Source organism: Halomonas sp. H10-59 (assembly GCF_040070555.1).
Lineage (GTDB): Bacteria > Pseudomonadota > Gammaproteobacteria > Pseudomonadales > Halomonadaceae > Halomonas > Halomonas litopenaei.
The window spans coordinates 3,946,292-3,964,656 of record NZ_CP098828.1 but is presented as its reverse complement, the minus strand read 5'-3'; the positions used below and the strand labels follow the sequence as shown (position 1 = coordinate 3,964,656).

General features: G+C 64.2%; 17 protein-coding genes. 12 read left to right on the top strand and 5 right to left on the bottom strand.

Annotated elements, in window-relative coordinates; genetic code table 11:
* The first annotated feature begins 144 nt into the window (after positions 1 to 144).
* Both NFG57_RS17165 and tilS read left to right on the top strand, forming a co-directional pair.
* Positions 145 to 1,098 (top strand): acetyl-CoA carboxylase carboxyltransferase subunit alpha, encoded by a 954-nt coding sequence (locus NFG57_RS17165; protein WP_253553657.1) that lies wholly within the window; start codon positions 145 to 147, stop codon positions 1,096 to 1,098.
* Positions 1,099 to 1,218: 120 nt separating this feature from the next.
* Positions 1,219 to 2,529 (top strand): tRNA lysidine(34) synthetase TilS, encoded by a 1,311-nt coding sequence (gene tilS, locus NFG57_RS17160; protein WP_348814844.1) that lies wholly within the window; start codon positions 1,219 to 1,221, stop codon positions 2,527 to 2,529.
* 68 nt (positions 2,530 to 2,597) lie between these two features.
* Here the strand turns inward: tilS and ppx are convergent, their stop codons facing one another.
* Positions 2,598 to 4,157 carry an exopolyphosphatase gene (gene ppx, locus NFG57_RS17155; protein ID WP_108449746.1) on the bottom strand — a complete coding sequence of 520 codons (1,560 nt, stop codon included), beginning with the start codon at positions 4,155 to 4,157 and terminating at the stop codon, positions 2,598 to 2,600.
* 438 nt (positions 4,158 to 4,595) lie between these two features.
* On the opposite strand from ppx, the gene rho reads away from it, so the two are divergent.
* The 7 genes from rho (at position 4,596) to NFG57_RS17120 (ending at position 10,866) form a co-directional block, all read left to right on the top strand.
* On the top strand, positions 4,596 to 5,855 hold the full coding sequence (gene rho, locus NFG57_RS17150) for a transcription termination factor Rho (RefSeq protein ID WP_045991171.1): 1,260 nt from the start codon (positions 4,596 to 4,598) through the stop codon (positions 5,853 to 5,855).
* 117 nt (positions 5,856 to 5,972) lie between these two features.
* Positions 5,973 to 7,466: a 4-hydroxy-3-polyprenylbenzoate decarboxylase gene (ubiD, locus tag NFG57_RS17145; protein WP_348814843.1), complete on the top strand. Its 1,494-nt coding sequence runs from the start codon at positions 5,973 to 5,975 to the stop codon at positions 7,464 to 7,466.
* Entirely contained in the window at positions 7,463 to 8,242 is a 780-nt protein-coding gene (locus tag NFG57_RS17140; RefSeq protein WP_348814842.1) for an NAD(P)H-flavin reductase, read from the top strand. Before ubiD ends, NFG57_RS17140 begins: the two co-directional genes overlap by 4 nt.
* The gene (folM, locus tag NFG57_RS17135) at positions 8,239 to 8,952 is read left to right on the top strand and encodes a dihydromonapterin reductase (protein ID WP_108132292.1); all 714 of its coding nucleotides are present in this window, start codon (positions 8,239 to 8,241) and stop codon (positions 8,950 to 8,952) included. The genes NFG57_RS17140 and folM overlap by 4 nt, the downstream gene beginning before the upstream one ends.
* Positions 8,953 to 9,033: 81 nt before the next feature.
* Positions 9,034 to 9,189: a hypothetical protein gene (locus tag NFG57_RS17130; RefSeq protein ID WP_181248593.1), complete on the top strand. Its 156-nt coding sequence runs from the start codon at positions 9,034 to 9,036 to the stop codon at positions 9,187 to 9,189.
* 113 nt (positions 9,190 to 9,302) lie between these two features.
* Entirely contained in the window at positions 9,303 to 9,470 is a 168-nt protein-coding gene (locus NFG57_RS17125) for a hypothetical protein (protein ID WP_156088602.1), read from the top strand.
* 316 nt (positions 9,471 to 9,786) lie between these two features.
* On the top strand, positions 9,787 to 10,866 hold the full coding sequence (locus NFG57_RS17120; RefSeq protein ID WP_108132293.1) for a 3-deoxy-7-phosphoheptulonate synthase: 1,080 nt from the start codon (positions 9,787 to 9,789) through the stop codon (positions 10,864 to 10,866).
* Positions 10,867 to 11,069: 203 nt separating this feature from the next.
* Here NFG57_RS17120 and NFG57_RS17115 read toward each other — a convergent pair whose 3' ends face one another.
* From NFG57_RS17115 to NFG57_RS17105, 3 genes are all read right to left on the bottom strand, one after another.
* Positions 11,070 to 11,195: a hypothetical protein gene (locus NFG57_RS17115; RefSeq protein ID WP_308812414.1), complete on the bottom strand. Its 126-nt coding sequence runs from the start codon at positions 11,193 to 11,195 to the stop codon at positions 11,070 to 11,072.
* An 88-nt stretch (positions 11,196 to 11,283) separates the two neighbouring features.
* A complete protein-coding gene (locus NFG57_RS17110) occupies positions 11,284 to 11,919 on the bottom strand; it encodes a lysozyme-like domain containing protein (protein WP_108132294.1) in 636 nt (211 codons plus the stop codon).
* A 231-nt stretch (positions 11,920 to 12,150) separates the two neighbouring features.
* The gene (locus tag NFG57_RS17105; RefSeq protein WP_181248594.1) at positions 12,151 to 13,065 is read right to left on the bottom strand and encodes a LysR substrate-binding domain-containing protein; all 915 of its coding nucleotides are present in this window, start codon (positions 13,063 to 13,065) and stop codon (positions 12,151 to 12,153) included.
* A 132-nt stretch (positions 13,066 to 13,197) separates the two neighbouring features.
* Here NFG57_RS17105 and NFG57_RS17100 point away from each other — a divergent pair, with 132 nt between their 5' ends.
* Entirely contained in the window at positions 13,198 to 13,908 is a 711-nt protein-coding gene (locus NFG57_RS17100; RefSeq protein WP_222570007.1) for an NAD(P)H-dependent oxidoreductase, read from the top strand.
* Between the two features lie 235 nt (positions 13,909 to 14,143).
* Complete coding sequence (locus tag NFG57_RS17095; protein ID WP_348814841.1) at positions 14,144 to 14,860, top strand: urea carboxylase-associated family protein; 717 nt, start codon at positions 14,144 to 14,146, stop codon at positions 14,858 to 14,860.
* 216 nt (positions 14,861 to 15,076) lie between these two features.
* On the opposite strand, the gene NFG57_RS17090 is transcribed toward NFG57_RS17095, so the two are convergent.
* Positions 15,077 to 15,799 (bottom strand): hypothetical protein, encoded by a 723-nt coding sequence (locus NFG57_RS17090; protein ID WP_348814840.1) that lies wholly within the window; start codon positions 15,797 to 15,799, stop codon positions 15,077 to 15,079.
* Between the two features lie 324 nt (positions 15,800 to 16,123).
* Between NFG57_RS17090 and NFG57_RS17085 the strand changes: the two genes are divergently transcribed.
* On the top strand, positions 16,124 to 18,253 hold the full coding sequence (locus tag NFG57_RS17085) for a PhoX family phosphatase (protein ID WP_348814839.1): 2,130 nt from the start codon (positions 16,124 to 16,126) through the stop codon (positions 18,251 to 18,253).
* Positions 18,254 to 18,365 lie beyond the last annotated feature (112 nt).

Sequence of the window (18,365 nt, the reverse complement as noted above, 5' to 3'; positions counted from 1 at the left end):
GAGGGCGCCTCTACGACGATCTTGACCCGCTGCGCCTTGCGTGGCCCGGTCAGGGTGCGATAATGCACACCACTTTTTCTTTGCCATGGGTGGGCTTGCGACGACTGCGTCGCGCCCGCCTGACCATGACCACAAGGCTGGCCCATGAATCCCAACTATCTCGATTTCGAACAGCCCATCGCCGAACTGCAGGCCAAGATCGAAGAACTGCGTCTGGTCGGCAACGACAGCCAGGTCAGCCTGGCGGACGAAATTTCCCGACTCGAGGAAAAGAGCCGCAAGCTCACCGAGTCGATCTTCAAGGACCTGTCGCCGTGGCAGGTATCCCAGCTGTCGCGCCATCCCCAGCGTCCCTACACCCTGGACTACCTCGAGCACGTATTCACTGACTTCGACGAACTGCACGGTGATCGCGAGTTCGCCGATGACGCTGCCATCGTCGGCGGTGTGGCGCGACTCAATGATCGTCCGGTGATGATCATCGGCCACCAGAAGGGCCGCGACGTCAAGGAGAAGGTGCGCCGCAACTTCGGCATGCCGCGTCCGGAAGGCTATCGCAAGGCCTGCCGTCTGATGGAGATGGCCGAGCGCTTCAAGATGCCGGTGCTGACCTTTATCGACACCCCTGGCGCCTACCCTGGCATCGACGCCGAGGAGCGCGGCCAGAGCGAGGCCATCGCCTACAATCTGGCGGTGATGTCGCGGCTTGAGACGCCGATCATTTCCACCGTGGTGGGCGAAGGCGGTTCCGGTGGTGCCCTGGCCATCGGCGTTTGCGACGAGCTGATGATGCTCGAATACTCGACCTACTCGGTGATCTCGCCGGAAGGCTGTGCCTCGATCCTGTGGAAGAGCGCCGAGCGGGCCAGCGACGCCGCTCAGGCCATGGGAATCACCGCCAGCCGACTCAAGGAGTTGGGCTTCGTCGACACCCTGATCAAGGAACCCCTGGGCGGCGCCCATCGTTTCCCCCATGAAACCGCCACCCGGGTCCGCGACGCCATCGGCGAAAGCCTCGAGCGCCTCGACGCCATGGACACCGAGGCGCTGCTCGAGCGTCGCTACGAGCGTCTGATGAGCTATGGCGCCCCGGCGTAAGTGACGTGCGGGCAAGCTCCCTGCGTCCAGCGTTGTTCCTGCGGCCCCCATCGTCCTGCGATGGGGGCCGCCTGCGTACCAGGCACCAGCCGTCACGTCCGACTTGCAGGAATCGCCGACATGCCGACGTCTCCCACCCTTGAAGCGCGAATCGAGCGGGCCCTCGACCGGGTGCCGCGACAGCGGTCGTTGTGGATCGCGCTGTCCGGCGGGCTCGACTCCTGCGTGCTGCTGGTGCTGGCGGCAAGGGTCTGCGGGCAGCGGTCGCGCCGATTGCGGGCGATCCACGTGCACCATGGCCTGCAGGCGGCGGCGGATGACTTCGAGCGCCACTGTCGCAGGCTATGCGCGCAGCTGGGGATAACCCTCGAGGTCGTCCGGGCAAGGGTGGACCGTACCTCCGGCAAGGGCCTGGAGGCGGCGGCGCGCCAGGCGCGCTACGACGCCTTCGTCGAATGCCTGGACGCCGGTGATGTGCTGTGGCTGGCCCAGCACCGTGATGACCAGGCCGAGACGCTGCTGCTGGCCGCACTCAGGCGCGCAGGCGTTGCGGGCCTTGCCGCCATGCCGGCGCGGCGTGAGGAGCGTGGCCTTTCGATCGAGCGCCCCTTGCTGGAGGTCCGGCGAAGCGAACTGGAAGCCGAAGCCCGGCGTCGCGGGCTCGATTGGGTCGAGGACCCCAGCAACGCCAGTCGCGAGTTCGATCGCAACTATCTGCGTCATGAGGTGGTGCCGGCGCTGGAGCAGCGCTGGCCCGACGCCGCGGACGCCCTGGCGGCGAGTGCACGGCATGCCGGCGAGGCGGCGGCACTGCTGGACGAATACGCGCTTGAGGATCTGGCGCGGCTGGGTGGCGACCCCGCCAGGCTGGAACTCGAGGGCCTGCTGTCGCTGTCACGGCGCCGTCAGCGCTGGTTGATCGGGCTGTGCATGCGTCGGCTGGGACTTGCGCCGGCACCGGGACCACGGTTGGACGATCTGCTCGAGCAATGTCATGCCCGGCGTGACGCCGAGGTCAAGGTGAGCTGGCCCGGGGCAGAGGCGCGGCTCTGGCGCGGTGCGTTGTGGCTGATGGGGGAGGGTGCCGGAGATCCGCTGGAGGTTGCCGAAGGCCCCTGGTCGCCAGGGAGCGCCCTGGTGGTCGCGGGGGTGTCGATGAAGCTGCCGACGACAGAGGAGGAAACGCCGCTGCCACTGTGGCTGCGCCAGCGCCAGGGCGGCGAAAGGCTGAGGCTTGCCGGGCGAGGAAGTCGCGACCTGAAGCGGCTGCTGCAGGAAGCTGGTGTGCCGCCCTGGCGGCGTGCCCAGGTGCTGGTGGTGTGGCAGGGCGAGGTCTGTGTGGCTGCGCTGGACGCCGGCAGGGGGTGCTGGATCGCCCTGGCCGAGGGCTGGACGGCGTCGCCCTTACGGGCAACGCCTGGGGCCGGCTGATGGCTTGGCCAAGGGCTCTGGCAGTGGCTTTTGACCAAGGGCTCTGGCCAGGGACCGTGTGAGAGGGCTCAGGCCTCGGCGTGGGCCGTGCCCGCGTGCAGCTTGAGCGCGAAGTCGGTATTGGCCAGGTAGTCGGCCTCGCGTTCCAGGTCGGTGCACAAGAGGCCTGGCTCGTCGCTGCCCTGGTAGTGCAGATGCAGGACCTCGCCGTCCACCTCGAGCCGCGGCGTCGCCGGCGGCTGCTCCGGGCGCGAATGGTTGAGGATCACCGCCAGTCGAAGCAGGCGTGCCAGGCGCTGGCTGTCACGCTGTTCGGCCTTCGGCAACAGCTGCCATTCCTTGCTCGGGAACTTGCGTCGGTGGGCGCGGACCAGGAAGGCCAGCAGGCGCTGTTCCGGGCGCGAGAAGCCGGCCAGATCCGAGTGCTCGAGCAGATAGGCGCCGTGGCGATGGAACTGACTGTGCGAGATCGACTGGCCGATCTCGTGCACCCAGGCGGCCCACTCCAGATAGCGGCCACGTTCCTCATCGAGCCCCCAGTCGTCGGCGACCTGGGCGAACAGCGCCTTGGCCGAGGCGGCCACATTGTCGGCCTGGCGAACGTCGACGGCGTTGTAGCGGGCCAGGGTCTCCAGGCTCTTTAGACGCGAGTCCTCGGGACTGTTGCGGCCAGCCATGTCGTAGAGCACCCCTTCACGCAGGGCGCCGTCGGCGTAGCGCATTTCGCTGAGGTCGAAGGCCTCGAAGATCGCGCACAGAATCGCGACACCGGCGGGAAAGACCCGGGCACGATCGGCCTTGAGCCCGTCCATGGAGACCTTGTCGAGCTGCTTGGTCTTGATCAAGCGCTTTCTCAACTTGGCCAGACCGTCGCGAGTGATCACTCCTTCCGGCGCGTCGCCTGCCGCGTGCATCACCGCCGCCGCCGCCTTGATGGTGCCGCTGGAGCCCACCGGGTCATCCCAGCCCAGACGCTGGTAGGGTCTGCGGATATTAGCCAGTTCCGACAACGCCGCGAGTTCGGCGTTGCGCATGCGCTTCTCGCTGATATCGCCGTCGCCGAAGAAGCGTCGGGTAAAGGTCACGCAGCCCATGGACAGGCTTTCCAGCGCCTTGGGTTCGAACTGTTCGCCGATGATGAACTCGGTGGAACCGCCGCCGATATCGACGATCAGCCGGCGCCCGTTCTCGGCCAGGGCGTGGGCCGCGCCGAGGTAGATCAGGCGTGCCTCCTCGCGCCCGGCGATGATCTCGATGCGCGTGCCGAGCATGGCCTCGGCGCGGTCGATCAACTCCTGGCTATTGTGGGCATCGCGCAGGGCGTTGGTGCCCACCACCCGCATACGCGAGGCGGGGATGCCCTCGAGAAAGGGCGCAAAGCGAGCCAGGCAGTCCAGCGCCCGCGTCATGGCGTCCTCGTTGAGGTAGCCGTCGTCGTCCAGGCCCGCCGCCAGCTGGACCTTTTCGCCCAGCCGCGCCACCACCTGCAGCCGGTCATCCTGATAGTTGGCCACCAGCAGGTGAAAGCTGTTGGAGCCCAGATCGATGGCGGCAAGGCGGGCGGGGTCCTTGGTGGCGTCGTGGGGCGACTCGCGCAGGGTGCTGAGCGTATCCGAGGGTTGATTCATGGCGGGTCCTTCACTGGAGATGGATCAAGGTTGCGTTTCGCCCCGGGGGATGTCAATGATCCGGGTCCGCCACGGGGCTTGCGTTCCCCTTCCGGCTTGTCTAGTATCGGGTCATTCGCCTGTTTCGAATGTGTTTTCCCGGTCGCGCCGCCGCCGCGACGTGACCATCCCAAGTCGTCAGACAGCCCGCACGACGTCAGCTCCGCTCCCGGCCAAGGCCCCGGCCCAAGCCCGCGAGACGCTGGCAACGGCGAATGAACCTGCTCCCTCGTCCAGACGCTGGCGTGGATCTCCCCTCCGGAGAATCCAGTCAATGGCCCTATTATCTTTACCTGGCCTCGCACGAGCAGCCTCGGGCTCTGAACGCACTCAATCGGCGTGTCTTTTCGCCCCTCGGCGCCTTGCCGCCCGGCTTCCACGAGTAATTTCTGAACTCTGATGAATCTGACCGAACTCAAGCAAAAGCCCGTGCCGGAGCTTCTCGATATCGCCCGCGAGATGGGTATCGACAACCTGGCCCGGTCCCGCAAGCAGGACATCATCTTTGCCATCCTGAAGAAGCACGCCAAGAGCGGCGAAGACATCTTCGGCGATGGCGTGCTGGAGATCCTTCAGGACGGTTTCGGATTCCTGCGCAGCGCCGACAGCTCCTACCTGGCCGGCCCCGACGATATCTATGTGTCGCCGTCCCAGATCCGGCGCTTCAACCTGCGCAAGGGCGACACCATCTCCGGCAAGATTCGCCCGCCGAAAGAAGGCGAGCGCTACTTCGCGCTGTTGAAGGTCAGCCAGATCAACCTGGACCGGCCGGAGAACGCCAAGCACAAGATCCTGTTCGAGAACCTCACGCCGCTGTTTCCGCAGGACCGTCTGCGCATGGAGATCGGCAACGGTTCCACCGAGGATCTGACCGCGCGCATCATCGACCTGACCGCGCCCATCGGCAAGGGTCAGCGTGGCCTGATCGTGTCGCCGCCCAAGGCGGGCAAGACGCTGATGCTGCAGAACATCGCCACCTCGATCACGCGCAACAATCCCGAGTGCCAGCTGATCGTGCTGCTGATCGACGAGCGCCCCGAGGAGGTCACCGAGATGTCGCGCACCGTGCGCGGTGAAGTGGTCGCCTCGACCTTCGACGAGCCGCCGGCGCGTCACGTTCAGGTGGCCGAGATGGTGATCGAGAAGGCCAAGCGTCTGGTCGAGCACAAGAAGGACGTGGTCATCCTGCTCGATTCCATCACCCGTCTGGCGCGCGCCTACAACACCGTGGTGCCGTCCTCCGGCAAGGTGCTGACCGGTGGTGTCGACGCCCACGCCCTGGAAAAGCCCAAGCGCTTCTTCGGTGCCGCGCGTAACATCGAGGAAGGCGGCAGCCTGACCATCATCGCCACCGCCCTGGTGGACACCGGCTCCAAGATGGACGAAGTGATCTTCGAGGAGTTCAAGGGCACCGGTAACATGGAAGCCCATCTGGATCGCCGTCTGGCCGAGCGTCGCGTCTATCCTGCGCTCAACATTCGCCGCAGCGGCACCCGTCGTGAGGACCTGATCGCCTCCGACGAGGAGATGCAGCGCATGTGGATCCTGCGCAAGCTGCTCAACCCGATGGACGATACCGCGGCCACCGAGTTCCTGATCGACCGACTCAAGGACACCAAGACCAACCTCGAATTCTTCGAGGCGATGAAGCGCCGCTAGCGTTGGCCAACGCCGCGCCTGGGCGGTCGCCAGACGCAAGGTCCAGGTGACCGAGGTCAAGACGAGGGGCAGCATGCTATGCTGCCCCTTTTGTGTTCAGGGGAGCGAGGCAATCGCATGAAATATGGTGACTTGCGTGACTTTATCGCGGGTCTCGAGGCCGCCGGCGAACTCAAGCGGGTGACCGCCGAGGTGGACCCCTATCTCGAGATCACCGAGATCTGCGATCGCACCCTGCGCGCCGGCGGCCCGGCGTTGTTGTTCGAGAACGTCAAGGGCAGCGAAATGCCGCTGCTCGGCAACCTGTTCGGCACCCCCAGGCGCGTCGCCATGGGCATGGGCCAGGAGTCTGTCGAGGCGCTGCGCGAGGTCGGTGAGCTGCTGGCCTTTCTCAAGGAGCCGGAGCCGCCCAAGGGCTTTCGCGATGCCTGGGAAAAGCTGCCGATCTTCAAGCAGATCATGAGCATGGGTCCCAAGACCGTGCGCTCGGCACCGGTCCAGCAGCGAGTCTTCGAGGGCGATGAGGTGGACCTGGATCGACTGCCGATCCAGCACTGCTGGCCCGGTGATGCCGCCCCCCTGGTGACCTGGCCGCTGGTGATCACCAAGGGCCCGCACAAGAGTCGTCAGAATCTCGGTATCTATCGCCAGCAGAAGCTCGGCAAGAACCGCCTGATCATGCGCTGGCTGTCCCATCGTGGCGGCGCGCTGGACTTCCAGGAATTCCAGCAGGCGCACCCCGGCGAGCCCTTCCCCGTAGCGGTGGCGCTGGGCGCCGACCCGGCGACCATTCTGGGGGCGGTGACCCCGGTGCCTGATTCGCTGTCCGAGTACGCCTTCGCCGGGCTGCTGCGTGGCTCGCGCACCGAACTGGTCAACTGCGGTCACGCCGACCTGCAGGTGCCGGCGTCTGCCGAGATCATCCTCGAGGGCTTCCTGTACCCCGATGATACCGCGCCGGAAGGTCCCTACGGCGACCATACCGGCTACTACAACGAGGTGGAGACCTTTCCGGTGTTCACCGTGACGCGCATGACCATGCGCAAGGACGCCATCTACCACTCCACCTACACCGGACGTCCACCGGACGAGCCTGCGATCCTCGGGCTCGCCTTGAACGAGGTGTTCGTGCCGATCCTGCGCCGCCAGTTCCCTGAGATCGTCGACTTCTATCTGCCCCCGGAAGGCTGCTCCTACCGCATGGCGGTCGTGACCATGAAAAAGCAGTACCCGGGCCACGCCAAGCGGGTAATGATGGGGGTATGGAGCTTCCTGCGTCAGTTCATGTACACCAAGTTCGTGGTCGTGCTGGATGATGACGTCGACGCTCGCCAGTGGGAGGACGTGATCTGGGCCATCACCACCCGCATGGACCCGGCCCGCGACACCGTGATGGTCGAGAACACCCCGATCGACTACCTCGATTTCGCCTCTCCGGTGGCTGGGCTCGGCTCCAAGATGGGCCTGGACGCCACCAGCAAGTGGCCGGGTGAAACGGACAGGGAGTGGGGCGTGGCGATTGCCATGGATGACAGCATCAAGTCCCGGGTCAGCGAGCGCTGGGACGAATTCGACATTCCTCTCCCCGACAGCAACAAGAGGTCGACATGACGGCAAGGACCCTGACCTGCCAGGTCATCGAGGTCGAGGACCTCACCCCTGACGTGTTTCGCGTGATTCTGGAAGGACGCGCCGAGGCCATGGCCCATGCCCCGGGCCAGTACCTGGAAATGTGCCTGGACGATGACTGCTGGGTGCCCTTTTCCATCGCCAGCCGCCATCGTGACGATGGGCGGCTCGAGCTGCATATTCAGCACTGGCCCGAACGCTCCAACTCGGCCCAGCTCAGGGCCATGCTGGTCGAGGCCCAGCACCTGACCGTGCGCCTGCCGGGGGGCGACTGCGTGCTGGATGGTGAAAGCGATCGTCCGCTGACGCTGATCGCCGCCGGTACCGGCTTCGCCCAGATGAAGGCGATCGTCGAGGCGGCGCTCCACGCCAACCCCGAGCGTCCCATCAGCCTGTGGTGGGCGGCCAAGGAACGCCGTGATCTGTACGCCGAGAGCCTGGCCCGGCAGTGGGTCGCCGAGTCCGATAAGGTCAGCTTCCACGCGGTCTGCGAGGAAGGCTTCGAGCAGGGCTTCGCCGACGAGCGCGTGCACGCCCATCATGGCCGTATCGACGCCGCACTCGCCGCCGAGCTTGGCGATGTGTCGGGCCACGACGTCTATCTGTCGGGCTCGCCCGGCATGGTCTATGCCTGTGTCGACGTGCTCGCCTCGCTGGGGCTGGACCCGTCACGGGTGTTCTCGGACGTCTTCGCCTACGCGCCACGCGACCCTCTGGTGCCGGTGGTCGGTAGCCTGGTCGGGGAAAAGCAGTCATGAGCGCGTCGCCGATCCTGATTACCGGTGGCGCCCAGCGTCTGGGGCGTCACTGCGCCGAGCGCCTGGTGCAGGACGGCCAGCCGGTGATCATCAGCTATCGCCGCGAGCGCCCGGAGCTCGAGGCCATGCGCGAGCGCGGCATCGTCACCCTCCAGGCGGACTTCTCCAGCGAAGACGGCATCCTCGACTTCCTGGAGCGGCTCAAGAGCGAGACCGGATCGCTTCGCGCCATCGTCCACAACGCCAGCGACTGGGCACCGGACAGCGATGGCGATGATGCCGGGGCCGCCTTCGAGCGGCTGTTCCGTATCCATATGCTGGCGCCTTACCTGATTAACCTCCACGCCAAGGCCTTGCTCGACGCCTGCAGCGAGCCCCAGCGGGACATCGTCCACATGACCGACTACGTGGTGCAGAAGGGCTCGCGCAAGCACGCCGCCTACGCCGCCACCAAGGCCGGGCTCGACAATCTGACGCTGTCCTTCGCCGCGCGTTATGCCCCAGAGATCCAGGTCAACGCCATTGCGCCAGCGCTGATCATGCTCAATCAGGGCGACGACGAGGACTATGCCGCCAAGGCCAGGGCCAAGTCGGCGATGGACATGGTGCCGGGGCCCGGGGTCATCTACCAGAGCCTGCGCTACCTGCTCGACAACCGCTATGTGACCGGGACGACCCTGGCCGTGGACGGTGGCCGCCACCTGCGCTGAATCGCCGGCGGACTCGCCTGACCCGAGGAATCCCCCTAGACTCTGGATGACCCTGACAACAACATCACAAGGAGGCGACCCATGGCCCATCACGACGACGACCTGCATGGCGACAGCTCTCACGACGGCTTTCATGACGAAAGCGGATTCCTGACGATCTTTCTCGGCCTGGTGGTGATGGTCGGCATGACCTGCCTGCCGGCGACCATCGGCTGGGTGCAGCTGGCGACAGGCTAGCCAGGGGCGTCAGCAGACCATGGTCGACGGCACGGCGCTTTTCCTGCCCGTGCACAGGGGTTGCCATTTGCTCCGGCGCGGGGCAGGATGAAACAAGATTCGAGGAGACACCGATGACCGATCACGCAAACCCGACCCGACCCCGACCCGATGGCAGCGACAGCGCCCTCGTCGGTGCCGTCTTGGGCTCGGATTGTGTGCATGCGGACGCGGTGTCCTTTTATTGGCCCAGCTTTTCCTGGTATTGGTTTGATACCGGGGCGCTGGTGCGCGAGGCCTGATCCAAGTATCTGGCACTCGCGAGGCGCTCCCCCCCCAGGGCCGCCTCCCAGAACCCCCGGACGGCTGCCCGTCCGGGGGTTCCTTGTTTGTGTGGCCAGACGTTTTCACCCAGTAGCACTCACCTGCGAAAGGCAGGCAACCGGAGCAATGACATGACCGCATATCGACTCTTCGCCAGCACCATTTCCCATGGCTATGCCTATGGCGATAGCTGGCGATTTATCGACGCGCGGTCGGCCCAACTGGCCACCTCCGACCGTGAGCGCCTCGGTGGTCGACGCACCCAACGATGTACGACCACACGGAGCTGATACCATGACCGCCAGCCTTTCGCTTGCCACCGCCGACCTCAACGCTGCCGCGACGCAAGAGACCGCCCCCCAGATGACCCTGCCGACCCCGCAGGCGCTCAAGCGCCAGTGCCCACTCGGGACGACCCTGAGCGATCGCGTCGACGCTCAGCGTCAGCAGATCCGTGACATTCTCGAGGGTCGTGATGATCGCCTGCTGGCGGTGGTCGGGCCCTGTTCGATCCATGACCCCAGGTCGGCGCTTGAATACGCCCGGCGCCTGGCCTCCCTGGCCGACAGCATCCGTGATCGAGTGCTGGTGGTGATGCGGGTGTACGTCGAGAAGCCCCGCACCACCGTGGGCTGGAAGGGCCTGGCCTATGACCCGGACCTGGATGGCAAGGGCGACATGGCGCGTGGGCTCGAGCTGTCACGCCAGCTGATGCGCGAGATCGTCGAGCTGGGCCTGCCGGTGGCCACCGAGATCCTGCAGCCGATGATCGCGCCCTACCTTGAGGACCTGCTGGCCTGGGTCGCGATCGGTGCACGCACCACCGAATCCCAGCTGCATCGCGAGATGGCCAGTGGCATCGGCGCGGTGGTCGGCTTCAAGAACGCCACCAGCGGCGACGTCCAGGTGGCACTGGACGCCATGCGCTCGGCCGCCCACCCCCACCAGCACTTCGCGGTGGGCGAGCAGGGGCAGCCGGTCATGCGCGAGACTGCCGGCAACCCCTACACCCATGTGGTGCTGCGGGGCGGCCACGGTGAGCCCAACTACGGGGTCGATGCGGTCGCCGCCGCCAGGAAGGCGCTGATCGGCACCGGCCTGCCGCCGCGGCTGATGGTGGACTGCAGTCACGCCAACGCACGCAAGGACCATCGCCGTCAGAGCGAAGTCCTGCTCGAGGTGCTGGCCCAGCGTCTGGCCGGTGACACCTCGCTGATCGGGGTGATGCTCGAAAGCCACCTGAACGAGGGCAAACAACCCCTGGAGCCCGGCAAGCTGCGCTACGGTGTCTCGGTCACCGACGCCTGCATCGGCTGGGAGACCACCGAACACCTGTTGAGCCTGGCTGCCGAGCGTCTTGCCCAGCAGGGTTGAGCCCGACGATGCGAACGAACCAGACCAGAGGCCCTTTCGGGCCTCTGGTCGTTTATGTCCGGCGTAACTGGCTCGCGCCGCGGGTGGGGACGTGACTCAGCGGCAGAAGGGCCATACCTGATAGAAGCTGTCGCAGCGGAATTCCGCCTCGCAGGCTGCCAGTTGGCTGCGGTAGCGGGAAGCATAGTGGGTGGCCACCTGACTCAGCGGCAGAAGGGCCATACCTGATAGAAGCTGTCGCAGCGGAATTCCGCCTCGCAGGCCGCCAGTTGGCTGCGGTAGCGGGAGGCATAGTGGGTGGCCACCTGACTCAGCGGCAGAAGGGCCATACCTGATAGAAGCTGTCGCAGCGGAATTCCGCCTCGCAGGCCGCCAGTTGGCTGCGGTAGCGGGAAGCATAGTGGGTGGCCACCTGACTCAGCGGCAGAAGGGCCATACCTGATAGAAGCTGTCGCAGCGGAATTCCGCCTCGCAGGCTGCCAGTTGGCTGCGGTAGCGGGAAGCGGTGCTGGCCACCTCCCGCGCCGCGCGTTGCACCGCCGGCTTGGCGCGATAGCTGCCGCGCTGATAGCCGCCCTGGCCTTCGTGGTAGGCCAGGTACAGGTGCTCGGGGTTGGACAGTGACACTCCCGTCATGCGCCGCGTGCGGGCGTTGTACCAGCCGATGAAGTCGGTGGCGTCGTCCATGTCGGTGCGACTGGCGAACAGCCCGCCGGCGGCGTCATCGTATTCGCCCCATACCGGATCCTGGGCCTGGGCATAGCCGTAGGCCGAGGACGGGCGCGTCCACGGAATGAAGCCCAGTAGTTTGGTACGTGGCGGCCTGACGTGGCTGCGAAACGACGACTCGCGCTTGATGAAGGCCATCTGGGTCCAGGGGGGCGTGCCCCACTTTTCATAGGAGGCCTGGGTGGCGTCGTACCAGTCAGGCTGCTGGCGAAAGATCTCGCACAGATTGTCCTGATGGCTCGGCGGCGCCGGGGCGAAGGCGGCGCAGCCGCTGAGAGTAACAAGCGCCGCGGCAAGCACCGTAGTGAGTAGAGCAGACCGCATCCCTGGCATGGCCCGTTTCACAACATTTTCCCGTTTTAGTGATATCGCCCCCAGTATGCCCTCCCGTGCAGTGTCGGGTCATCCTCACATGTCCCACCGGCTGCTTCGGGTCATCGGAGAGGGGGCGATGGGGCGAACGCCTTCGATGTCCGATGACGTCTGAGTTCGATCATCCAGCGCCACGCTCAAGGCCAGGACGGTCATTTCTTGCGGGAAGGCAAACGGGTTGCATCAAGGTGCCTGTTGTTCGCCTATGGTAGCGGTTGCCGCTGAAAACGCCTGTTGAAGCCAAACCACCACCTTGTCGAGGATGGCATTGTCGGACATTGTTTGGCTCCTGATCAGGTGGTAGTGCAGTCCCGGTAGAAACGGGCCGAATGGCACCTCCAGCACACCACGAGCGATCTCATCCTGCACCAGGGTCAAGCCCAGCAGGGCCACGCCCTGACCGGAGATAGCGGCCTGGATCGCGTGACTTTCTTCGGAGAAGGCGAGTCGAGGCCCTAGCACGGCAGGGGTAGACCCCAACGCCTGACACCACTGAGCCCAGCCGGGCAGGCCAAGGTTCGGACAGTACCAGTCGAAATCGATATGACGAACACCCCTGAGGTCGTCGACGCCAGCCAGCTGGAGTTGCGGGCTGGCGACCAGGGCAATGCGATCGGTCGCCAGGGTCACCACCTCATGGTCCGGATAGGGGCCCATACCGTAACGAATCGCCAGGCGGGTTCCATGCGTTAGATCAAGCACGCTCTCGCTGGCATGGATATTCAAGGCGATATCGGGATTCGTCGAATGAAAGTCGGTCAGTCGAGGAAGCAGCCACTGGCTGGCGAAGGCCGGAGTGCAGGAGAGGGTGACGCTGGCGGGTGTCGTTCGCTTGAGCAGACTTTCCAATGCCTCGGCGAAGGCGTCAAAGCCCTGGCGTAGCACGGGAGAAAGCTCCGTTGCCGCGTCGGTAGGGATCACCTGGCGGGTGCGACGCTCGAATAGCGCTACGCCGAGCCAGCTTTCCAGTTCACGTACCTGGTGGCTGATCGCGGCGGGCGTTACCGCCAGCTCTTCAGCCGCCCCCTTGAAACTACGGTGACGTGCTGCCGCCTCAAAGGCACGCAACTGCGAGAGTGGTAGTCGGCGTCGTTGCATCGCATCCCTATGGACAAAAAATTTTTGTGTATCTGCAAAGAATAGATCGTTTGTCGTCCCGAATCGATTGGAAGATTCTGTCGTTCGTGCACCACCAAGCATGAGCGGTACTAATCCCAAAGGAGAATCTTCATGGCTACACTGTTGCACCTTGATGCCAGCGCACGCTCCGGACTTTCCGGTAGTCAACCCCACGGATCGCATTCGAGACGCCTCAGCGCCCACTTCGTCACACAGTGGCAACGGGCACGTCCTGACGACAGGGTCGTCTATCGCGATGTCGGCCAGCAGCCGCCTCGTCCTGTCACCGGTGATTGGATTCATGCCGCCTTCACCAAGCCGGAAGCGCGGGATAGGTGGATGCACGAGGTTCTCGCGGAGAGTGATTCCCTGGTCGACGAACTGCTCGAGGCGGATCTGATCATCGCTGGCGTCCCGATGTACAACTTCGGCGTTCCGGCCGGATTCAAGGCTTATATCGACAATATCGTGCGAGTCGGGCGGACTTTCGGTTTTGATCGCTCCCGCCCAGGCTTGCCCTACTGGCCGATGCTGAGCGCCATGGGCAAGCGCTTGGTGGTGCTTGGTGCCCGGGGTGACTATGGCTACGAGTCTGGTGAGCGAATGGAGCACACCAACCACGTCGAACCACACTTGCGTACCGTTTTCGCCTATCTCGGCATAGAGGAGTTGCACAGCATCGCCGTGGAGTATGACGAGTTTGCCGACGAGCGGCTGCAGCAGTCTCTGATTCAGGCGGAGCAACGCGTTGAGGCGTTGGTCGACAGGCTGGCGGCCAGTCTGGACGTTCCTCGCGTTGTTTCCGATCCGGTCTCGGGGTGAGCGCACCTCCGTGACCGCTTCTTCGATCGTCCCCTGCTGGGTACCAGATGCTCGGCAACAGATGTGATTCCCTGTCCAGCAAACGTCTGTATTGCAGAACTTGAAATAAGAATAGTCACGCGGGATGAAAAATTTGCGCGGCTCGCCGTAAGAGGGCCGATGTGGTGAGAGGGAGTGTCTGATTTCCAACAATGTATTCTTCATGATAAGTCGGAAAAATCAGTGAGCGAGGTGGATGATGGGTGGTTATATAAGTAGAGATAGGGAGCCTGATCTGGCGGCTTCTTTCGGTGCGCTGGAAGAAAAACAGTTGTCAGTGAGCCAACCGCTTTCGCGCAATGGTGTTCTGCAGCCAGGAAAGGTCTATTTCATTCCCGCGAGGTGTGGCGCTGCCGTTGTACTGGAAAAAGGGCAGATGCTTACGCTGATTAACGTAAGTGGATTGCAGGTCTGCGATATGTGGGCTTTCAATACGAGTGATCCAGACGAATTTCTATCCATGGAACATACTCGAACCCATCTTGGGCGCTTGGTGCCGGTTGTCGGTGACAGTATGGTTTCCAATAGAAGAAACGAGATGCTGGAACTAGTGGAAGATACTTCGCCTGGGGTGCATGACACATTGATTGCCGCCTGCGATATCAATCGCTATAGACAGCTTGGCGTAAGCGAATACCATGACAACTGTGTTGATAATCTTCGAATGGCATTGCTTGCCATCGGCAAGGAGGTTTCGCATGTTCCATCACCATTCAATGTGTGGATGAATGTTCCACTTGATGGTGATGGCTCACTGACATTTGTGCCACCCGTGGCCAAAAGAGACGACAGGATTGTGTTCAAGGCAATGATGACCTGTTACGTAGTCATGTCATGCTGTCCCCAAGATATTACGGCGGTCAACGGAGTTGGTAGGCAAACGGAAAGTATAGGAGTCATGCTCGGAGATTGAAGAAACACGGGATAGATGGCGATGCACTGCAACTCCGCCGCCGGCGCTAAAGGTTCTCATTTCGTCGGAGGTAAACTCCAGCCTTTGCGCTCCGGCGGCATCCGGCTCGTCATCGCTCACGATATGACTTCAGCACTCCCTCTCGTCGCTTCAAACGCCTCTACACGTTTTTTGGGCCAGCGGCAGCGAAGTTTAGCGATAGCGATCACGCTGCCTCTACGCGGGCTCGGGCTTCTTCTCCCTTGGCTGACCCTCACCTCCGATGTCCGAGGGCACCAGTGGCAGGTCCTCGGGCAGGTGGCGGGCACAGAAGTCCAGGCAGTCGAGGCCGTTGACGGCCTGGGGGGCTAGTGGACAATTCCATGGCGACTCGCGCAGCACTTCCGGAAGATGGTCGCTCAGGTCCTCCATGTCCTGACTCTTGGGCCAGCACAGCCAGCGCTCCCGTTTAGGGGTCTCGGGGTGGCGCCACTTAAGCATCCAGTCGTCGCCCCAGGGCAGCACGCCCAGGGTGTCGGGTTCGGGCGGCGGCAGACCCTGGAAGGCGCTGGCCCACCAGCGGGGCGAGAGGTGATGGCGTCCCAGGCGTCGGCTGCACTGGGCCAGCAGGGTACGCTGCACCACCATGACATCCAGGGCGCTGTCATCACGATAGAGCACATGGAGCGCGAGAGTGTGCGGTATTACGCAAAGCTCCCGCTCAACCAGTTCATCCAGTGACTCCCTGCTGTCGACCTCCTCGGCCAGGGCGCCGTCCAGCGTTACCAGGGTGACCGATTGTGGCGGTATGACGAGACAACAGGGAAGTGCCTGGTCGAGGCACGAAAGCGATTGGACATTGGCGGCGCTGCCCCGGTCGAGGCTCTGTTGATCGACACAGTGGACCCAGTACCAACGAGGCTCGGGATCTTCGTCGGCTGAAGGGGCGCGTTGGGGCATAAGAAGTATGCGCTGATGTCGGTGTCCCAGATTCCACATGGTTCTGGTCCTGTCGATAGCGATTGTTGGTGCACTGTGTCGACGAGCGAAGCCATTTTCTTTCACCAACTGTTACTCTTTTTACAATAGCGCTACTTCCTGTGCTCTGCGTCAACCTCGTCTATCGTCATACGAGTGTCATCTGGACTACCTAGTGTTGTCGGCGGACCGCCGTCGCCCCTGTGATCGACTTTCCCCTCCGATACCCGAGGCCGGCAACAGTGACTGGCACCGACAGCTCACGCCTTGACGGCGAACAGAGGGCTGCAAGAAGAGGACTGCGCAATGAGCAAGGAAATTGAAGATCATCGTCTGTTGAACCCCAGCCGAAATGAACCCTTCTCCTCGGTGCTCGACCGTCGTCTTTCCCGGCGAGCGGTGATGAAGGGGGGCATGGGCATGGCGGCCATGACCATGCTGGGAAGCTTTGGTCTCTCGGCCTTCGCCAACGAGCCGTCGTCAGGGATGGCCAAGACGCCGCTGGCGCTGGCCTTCGAGTCGATTGCCGGTTCGCGCAGCGACGCCGTGGTGGTGCCGCCGGGCTATACCGCCCAGGTGCTGGTGCCCTGGGGTACGCCGCTTGACGACAGCGCGCCCGAATGGAGCGAGGATCTGACGATGACGCCCCAGGCCCAGGCGGCCAGCGTCGGCATGCATCACGACGGCATGCATCCTTTCGCGCTGGATGAGAGCACGGCCTCCGAGCGCTTCCTGCTGGTGATGAACAACGAATACATCGACGAGAACGCGCTGTGGGCGCCCCAGGGCGGCCCTACCAACATGACCGAAGGCAAGCGTCCGGCGGACGAGGTGCGCACCGAGATCAACGCCCACGGGGTGACCGTGGTCGAGGTGAAGAAGGACGCCGATGGTCGCTGGAGCCACGTCAAGGGTTCCGCCCATAACCGTCGCTACACCAGCGCCACCCCGATGCACCTGTCAGGGCCGGTGGCGGGCAGCGACTACGTCAAGACCAGGTATTCCCCGGGCGGCACCCAGGCTCGCGGCACCAACAACAACTGTGCCCACGGCTACACGCCCTGGGGAACTTACCTCACCTGCGAGGAGAACTGGCCGGCCTACTTCGTCAAGAACGAAGGCCGTACCCTGGACGATGACCGTCTTGGCATCGCCAGTGGTCGCGGACGCTACGGCTGGGAGACCGCCGCGGGCGATGACAGCGAACGCGACGACGAATTTACCCGTCTGATCGGCGACCCCGTCGCCGACGACGCCAGCGGTGACTACCGCAACGAGCCGCGTCAGTTCGGCTATATCGTCGAGATCGACCCCTATACCGGCAGGCAGGCGATCAAGCGCACGGCGCTGGGCCGCTTCCGCCACGAGGGCTGCTGGCCGGGCAAGCTGGTAGCAGGCGAGCCGGTGGTGTTCTACTCCGGTCACGACTCGCGCAACGAGTACATCTACAAGTTTGTCTCCGAGGCGGCCTGGGACCCGGCGGATGCCATCGCTCCCGGCGCCGAGGCCGATCGCCTGGCGATCGGTGACAAGTACATGGACAGCGGCACCCTTTACGTCGCTCGCTTCAACGCCGATGGCAGCGGCGAGTGGCTGCCGCTGACGCCGGACGCTTCCACCCAGGATGGCCGTACCCTGGCCGAGGCGCTGGAACTCGACGCCGATGACCTGGCCGGGGTGATCATCCACACCTGTGACGCCGCCGACCTGATGGGTGCCACGCCGATGGATCGCCCGGAGTGGGGCGCGGTGGACCCGTCCACCGGCGAGGTCTACATGACCCTGACCAACAACTCGAAGCGTACCGAAGATGGCACCGAGGCGACCCTGACCGGCGACGGCGACAACATCACCGCGCTGGGCAACGGCTACGCCACGGCACCGGTCAATGCGGCCAACCCGCGGGCGAACAACGAGGCCGGTCAGATCATCCGCTGGCGCGAGGGCAGCGATGCCACCGCCTTCGACTGGGAGGTATTCGTGTTCGGTGCCGCGGCCAGTGACCAGAACAACCTGTCCGGGCTGACCGCCGACAACGAATTCGCCAGTCCCGATGGGCTCTACTTCGATGAGCGCGGCGACGGCCAGGGCATCCTGTGGATCCAGACCGACAACGGCTACGAGGGCGTCACCGAGAGCACCAATGACCAGGTGCTGGCGGTCGTGCCGGCGGAGCTCGAGCGTGCCGATGGTGCCGCCGCGGTGATCTCCGGGGCCAACCAGGACAAGCTCAAGCGTTTCTGCGTGGGCCCCAACGGCTGCGAGGTCACTGGCATCTTCCCCACGCCGGACAAGACCGCGCTGTTTATCAATATCCAGCATCCGGGCAACTGGCCGGCCAGTGACGACGCGACCCAGGCGCCTGACGCCAGCGTGCGACCGCGCGCCGCCACGGTGGTGATCCAGCGCGAAGACGGCGGCCAGATCGGCGTCTAGGACGTGTCCGAAAGGTGCCGGCTTGCGTCGGCCTTTCGGGCAACCTCCAGGGGCGTTGTCGACGTCTGACGTCTTGCGCCGCCCCAGCACCCCGGCTCCCTTTTCAGGGAGC